4 protein-coding genes are annotated in these 6,367 nt (G+C 38.2%); all 4 read right to left on the bottom strand.

The genetic code is table 11. The features are described from left to right. Positions 1-350: 350 nt before the first annotated feature. The 4 genes from ACP6PL_RS09235 to ACP6PL_RS09220 all read right to left on the bottom strand — a co-directional run bounded on the left by ACP6PL_RS09235 (position 351) and on the right by ACP6PL_RS09220 (position 6,282). Complete coding sequence (locus ACP6PL_RS09235; RefSeq protein WP_426544789.1) at positions 351-1,406, bottom strand: pentapeptide repeat-containing protein; 1,056 nt, start codon at positions 1,404-1,406, stop codon at positions 351-353. 1,234 nt (positions 1,407-2,640) lie between these two features. Beyond that, on the bottom strand, positions 2,641-3,882 hold the full coding sequence (gene argJ / locus ACP6PL_RS09230; protein WP_426544787.1) for a bifunctional ornithine acetyltransferase/N-acetylglutamate synthase: 1,242 nt from the start codon (positions 3,880-3,882) through the stop codon (positions 2,641-2,643). A 326-nt stretch (positions 3,883-4,208) separates the two neighbouring features. Continuing rightward, a complete protein-coding gene (locus ACP6PL_RS09225; RefSeq protein ID WP_426544785.1) occupies positions 4,209-4,703 on the bottom strand; it encodes a tellurite resistance TerB family protein in 495 nt (164 codons plus the stop codon). Between the two features lie 571 nt (positions 4,704-5,274). Continuing rightward, positions 5,275-6,282, bottom strand: coding sequence for a methyltransferase (locus ACP6PL_RS09220; RefSeq protein WP_426544783.1), 1,008 nt, complete (start codon positions 6,280-6,282; stop codon positions 5,275-5,277). Positions 6,283-6,367: the final 85 nt, after the last annotated feature.

Raw genomic sequence — 6,367 nt, 5'->3', positions numbered from 1 at the left:
GGCTTTAAACCACAATTATTTAATTAACAATTAATAATTAATAATTCGGTAAAGAGCGAGTCAATAAAGACCTCTATCCCAACCCCTCTCCTTCCTGGAGAGGGGGGAGGTTTTACCCACAATTTTAGTCTGGATGCGCTAGTAGTTAGTTCTAGAAATATTCTAATAAAAAGAGAGATTTACCCAAATAAATGCTGAAATACTATATCCTCTTAAGAAGAAAATAAGTTATTACCTCTTTCCTTTAAAGAGGATACAAAAAGAAAATTAAAACACTAGCTCCTACCAAATCTTAATTTCTGACGAAGTTGTAGGTATTTGTAGTAAACATTTATTGAACAAGTATAACTCTATTCATGAGTTGAACCATTGGGCATAATTGCTTCTTTTAGACAAACATCCTGAAGACTAGAAATATTTAAACTAGATCCAATCAAGTTAGCATGAGACAAACAAGCTTCTTTTAAAGCCGCACCTTTGAGAGATACTAGTAATAAACCTGCGCCATAAAGATTAGCTTTTTGTAAGTTAGCACCCCGTAAGTCAGCTTCCAATAAATTTGCTCCTGAGAGATTAGCAGCTTTCAAGTTAGCTCCCCGTAAGTTAGTCTTACTCAAGTCCGCACCTTGCAGATCTGCCTGGTGAAGAATCACACCATTAAGATTGGCATTACTGAGATTTGCTTCCTGTAGATTAACTCCACTTAAATTTGCCCCACTCAGATTGGCATTACTGAGGTTTGCTCCTTGCAAGTCTGCTCCAGTTAAGTCCGCAGCACAAAGGTTAGCCTCTACCAGGGTTGCTTCTGTTAAATCTGCATTGATTAGCTTTGCACCACTGAGATTTCCTCGTTGTAAATAAGCTCGGATTAAACTTGTCTGATTTAGTAAAGTGCCACTTAGATCTACTTGACTCATAATTGCTCGATTCAAAGTTACCTGTGTTAAGTCAGCACCACAGAGAATTGCATGAGTGAGAGTAGCTCCCGTTAGATTAGCTTTAGTTAATTTAGAGGAATTTAGTAAACAAGTTCCTACCATGCTCGTACCGATCAGAATGGCTCTTGTTAAATCAGCTTCTGAGAAAATTGCCCCACTCAAAATTACTCCACTTAAATCAGCTTCAATAAGTGTGGTTTTAGTAAAGCTAGCAGAACTCAAATTAGCTTCAATTAACTTGGCTTGGCATAGATTAGCATGACTAAAATCTGCACCATTTAAATTGGCTCCAATTAGTTTACTTTTAGCTAAGTAGGAATCTTTGAAACTAGCATTACTTAAATTGCTACGATTGAGGTTTGCTTCACCCAAATTAACTGCAATTAGGTTTACTCCCTGAAAATTTCTTTCTCCTTTGGAGTGTCTAACTAATAATTCATTCGCGCTTAAAAGCTCACTGGCATTCATAAAATAAATCTGTTAATTTCTTGGAATTTGTGTTGATATATTCAAGTTCCTATGAACTGTAAAAAACTAAGTTCTAAGGATTCTATTTTGACTTAAGCTTTCAAAATAAATTATGTTTTGTTAATGCTAAACAAAGTTTATCGGCGCAGCCCTAATCTGGGATGTCCTAGATTGCTTATGTGAATAATGATGAGTCTTGGGTTAGAAATATTCTCACCCAATAACTAATTACCAGTTGTTGTATTTATGAAATTAATAGGGTGATGCTGGTGTTATCCTTGCAGTCTAGAGACCCTTGTGTAGCTGCAGGTCTGTTCAGCTAGTGTCACCCCCCTGATAGTTAATGGGAGAACTAGATTGCAAGTTGTTATTTAGCTGCACAATCATAAGGCTTCTAGGCTTGTCTGAAGCTGAACCTTGAGTATCTGATGCTTTTATACTGCATTTATTGCCTATATATACTTGATCCATCAGTGCCTAATTTTTGTTGCAATTGGCTGCTTTGTTGATAAAGATCATAGCTGACAATTGACGATTAGACAAATTTTTGTTAAAAGACTTAGTATAAATATTTAACTGAGAAGATTTTTTGACAAAAATCTTTTTTTATGATAAGTAATTCACGTTAAAAATTTCGGACTCCTATTATACTAGGGATAGGCTAGTACCGCTACGCGGAAGTCAGAATTCAGAATTCAACCCACCCCTAACCCCTCCTGGGAGCGGAATTCAGAAGTTTTGATTGTTAAGGCTTTGAGTATTTTGTCACTAGTAACATATTTCCGTCATCCTGCACTAGCTATAAATTGGAGAAAGTAGTTGGTGAGACTGGTCAGACATTAAGTTACAAACTAACACTAAAATTGTTAGCGATTTTAGATATGAAATTCCTAAATTTATGATGTGTAAATCAGACCTATTTTCCCTAGTTCCTAACGCGGAAAAACTTCTTTTCAATTATCGGACAGAAATCATCAATTCTTTTCCCCTACTCCCTAGTCCTTCTTTTCTGGAAATGTCTAATAATATTCGGATAATCTATCCTGCATCTTGTTATCGGGAGATGACAAGGATATATATCAAACTTTTTGGTATTTAGTATAAATTTTTTAGCAGGATTGAGAAGGATCGACTCAAGACTCAGGAGGTGGAGATAGGTAATACAGGAAAAAGCTTGACAAATACTCCCCATCTCCCTCCTTTGTGTTTAAATAGATACCAAATGGGTTCTAAATCAGGTTGTGTACTCAGCGTTAATCTTTACATAGTCATAACTAAGGTCGCATCCCCAAGCCTTCCCACTACCAATACCATCTCCAACTTTAACAGAGATTACCACAGTATCATCCTTGAGATATTCTCCTGCTGCCCTATTCTGCAAATATTTGCTGGCAGCAGCGCGGTCAAAATCTAAAGGTTGACCATTCTCCATGAGCAAAAAGTCTCCCAACTTTACTTGTAACTGCTCCTGCTCAAACTTGACTCCAGCACGACCTGCTGCTGCTGCTATTCTTCCCCAGTTAGGATCGCGACCAAAAATGGCTGACTTCACTAAAGAAGACCCAGCAATTGTTTTGGCAATTTTATTGGCAGATGCTTCATCAGATGTACCAGTAACTTGAACTTCTATCAGACAAGTTGCTCCTTCCCCATCACGAGCGATAGCTTTGGCTAAATAAATACAAACTTCTGTTAACATTGCCTCTAACTTTTCCGCCTCTGCTCCCATATTTGTAATAGCAGATGTGCGAGACTGACCATTTGCTAGAGCAATTACTGTATCATTGGTACTGGTATCCCCGTCAACAGTAATCTGATTAAAACTGCGATCAACTGCTCTGGTTAACATCTCTTGCCATAATGGAGGAGAAACCGCTGCATCACAGGTAACAAATGATAACATTGTTGCCATATTAGGATGAATCATTCCAGAACCTTTAGCAATACCACCAATACGAACCGGGCGATCGCCCATCAGAGTTTCTAAAGCTATTGACTTTGTAACTAAGTCTGTGGTGATAATAGCTTTTGCTGCTGCTTCCCCTCCTTCTGGGGAAACTGTAGAGACTAATTGAGGAATAGCTGCTTTGAGAGCATCCATTTTAATTCGTTGGCCAATGACTCCCGTGGAAGCTAGTAAAATTGACTCTGGAGAAATATTGAGTGCTTTACCCAATTCTGCCGCACTTTCCACAGCATCTTGCCAACCTAAATCTCCTGTAGCAGCATTTGCTTGACCAGCATTACATAAGATTGCTCTAGCACTGGGTTTATCTTCTAAACGTTGGCGACAATAATCTACACAAGCTGCCCTTACTTGAGTTGTGGTCAAGACTCCAGCAGCGATCGCATCCACATCTGACAAAATCAGGGCCAAATCGGCTGCTCCAGATGGCTTTAACCCTGCAATTATTCCTGTTGCTTGATATCCCTTGGGAGCTGTTACTCCACCAGTTATTATTTGCCAGTCTGACATTTTTCTTTCCTTTATTTGATGATTCTGCTGACTGGTGATTATAGCAAAAGCTAGAGCTTAGAAGTTTATTCTTGATATTTTCTTATGTTTACTATTACTACTAGTACTGCTACGCGGAAGTCTGAATTCAGAATTCAGAATTCAGAAGTTTTGATTGGTAAGGCTTTGAGTATTTTGTCACTGGTCACTTATTTCCGTCATCCTGCACTAGTGTGTCTAAACTAAAATTGTGGGTAAAATCTCTCCCCTCTCCTTGCCGGAGATGGGTTAGGGGAGAGGTCTTCATTAATTCGCTCTTTGCCCAAATTTTAAAGCTAGACGCGCTACTACTCCCACAATACCTCACCATCATAAACTAGAGCGTTTCGTTTATCCTTTAGTTTCTTTTCTTCTATAATTACTGCCTCAATTTCTTCTACAATTTGCTCAGAAATTCCCATTAAACCAGACATCTTCCGAACTGCTGCTTTTTCTTGATTATTATATTCTGAATCGGCAGAACAAGCTTTTATTGCCCAATAGATCATGCCTTTTTTCGCTTTTTGTACTATTGGACTACGGGACATTATGTCTGCAATGTCTTCGTTGGCATCATAGGCTTTCGCAGCCTCAATTACAGACAAAGGCAATTCTCGGCAAGCTGCAAAACCAATTACATACTCTCGCTCTGCTTCGCTAATGATGTCGTCACCTTTGGTACAAACTAACAATGCCTTTAAATAGTTTAATGCATCCTCATCGCTGATGTAAGAATCATAAGACCACCCCCATTGTTCTTTTACATACCAACGGGAAGCTATTAAAGAATTTTCGTCACTCATGTTTTTTTTCTGGAGAAGTAAATAATATGCGTGTTACAATAGCAGATATCAATACACCTGTCAATAAGGAATTCTTCAAATTTGTATTATTATAGTCTACTGATCCGTTACAAGTCCCGCACTCATTTTCAAATAATTTTGGCGTTGCTGAAACCTTGGCATAAATTTTTGCAAAAGGTCAATCCCATCTTTTACTTGCTCTTTACTCTAAAACTATAATTTATCCAGTTGCAACACCTCCCACATTCCCCACACTAAATAGGGTTTGCTGAAAAAGTCTTATGGGTGAGGGTAGGAGACAGGAGACAGCATAAATGGGTAATTTAGAGGAAGCAGGAGTCATAATTATCCCTTGATTTTTCTGCAGAGCGTCAACCCAAAATCGTAACATGCATGATATCCCTAGAACTAAAACCTTGTACTTTTTGAAGACCTAAAAAGGCACTTTCCTTTATCTGTCAATACTTTTAGATGGTTTCAGCAAGCCCTAAATATGCAACGCCATAATTTTTTTGAAGCAGCTATTCTTGTTATGAACGCAGTGCAATCCCAAATATTCTATATTAGTGGTCTATATTTTATCTTTCACTGCTTCAATTATGCTAACTTCTGATTCTGTTGGAACTATTTTTGTGAGTTTGAAGCCTGCTTTTTTCAATAATTTTCTATATTCACTCTCAGTTCGCTCCCGCCCACCAGGGCACATTGCTAACATATTTATATCCATAAATTTACCTGCAGAAGGCTCGTTTGCTGGAGGTATTACTATCTCTATCACTAATAGTAGTCCTCTATTTATCATTGCTTGATAACATTTCTGGAGAATAGCGATCGCCTGTTCATCACCCCAGTTATGAATGATATGTTGCAGCATATAAGCATCTCCCCCTACTGGCACATTCTTAAAGAAATCACCTTTTGTTAGTTCAAGACGATTTCTTACTCCTATTGTTTCGAGTAAATTAGAGGATCTGTCAATTACATCGGGTCGATCGAACAACACCCCTGTTATAGTAGGGTAGGCTTCCAGAATAGAAGATAGCAGTCCGCCATTGCCTCCACCAATATCAACCAACTTACCAATAGATGAAAAATTGTAAGCAGCTAAGATACTAAAATTTGCAATTCCTGAAAGATTTGTCATCGCCAGATCAAAAGTTTTGGCTGAGGCAGAGTTTTGCTCAAAGAACTCGTAAAAGTTCATCCCATACAAATTCTCAAAAGCGTTCTCTCCTGTCTGCACGCTATGCATTATATTCCCCCAGGTTTGGTAATGTTCTTCTCCTAACATGATTGCATAAGCTTTTAAGGAGTTAGGAACATTGCTTTGCAAATATGCTGCTAGCGGAGTTAGCTGAAAATAATGGGGCTGAGTTTCGGCAAAAATGCCGACACTTGCTAAAGCTCGTAACAATCGATAAATTGCATCTTTGTTAGTATTAGTGGCTGTGGCCAAAACATCACAGTTTTGTTCTCCGTCTTTGAGCAGATCGGCAATTCCAAGTTTTGCAGCAATATAAATACACTGTGAAATACGGTAACCTCGAATTGCTTCTAATAGAGTTCTTAGAGATGGCATTGAAAATATATAGTAACAGATAGTGAGTGAATATAGAACCCCTAAGCGTATCTTTATAAATATGCGCGTTAGCTAGGAGTTAGGA

This window comes from Dapis purpurea BLCC-M126 (genome assembly GCF_050015975.1).
Lineage (GTDB): Bacteria > Cyanobacteriota > Cyanobacteriia > Cyanobacteriales > Microcoleaceae > Trichodesmium.
Note: the sequence above shows the minus strand (reverse complement) of the source record. Positions and strands in the feature narration are given on the sequence as shown.

Coding starts and splice junctions, on each gene's coding strand:
- argJ (WP_426544787.1), bottom strand. CDS start 3,882: ATGTCAGACTGGCAAATAATAACTGGTGGAGTAACAGCTCCCAAGGGA.
- ACP6PL_RS09220 (WP_426544783.1), bottom strand. CDS start 6,282: ATGCCATCTCTAAGAACTCTATTAGAAGCAATTCGAGGTTACCGTATT.
- ACP6PL_RS09225 (WP_426544785.1), bottom strand. CDS start 4,703: ATGAGTGACGAAAATTCTTTAATAGCTTCCCGTTGGTATGTAAAAGAA.
- ACP6PL_RS09235 (WP_426544789.1), bottom strand. CDS start 1,406: ATGAATGCCAGTGAGCTTTTAAGCGCGAATGAATTATTAGTTAGACAC.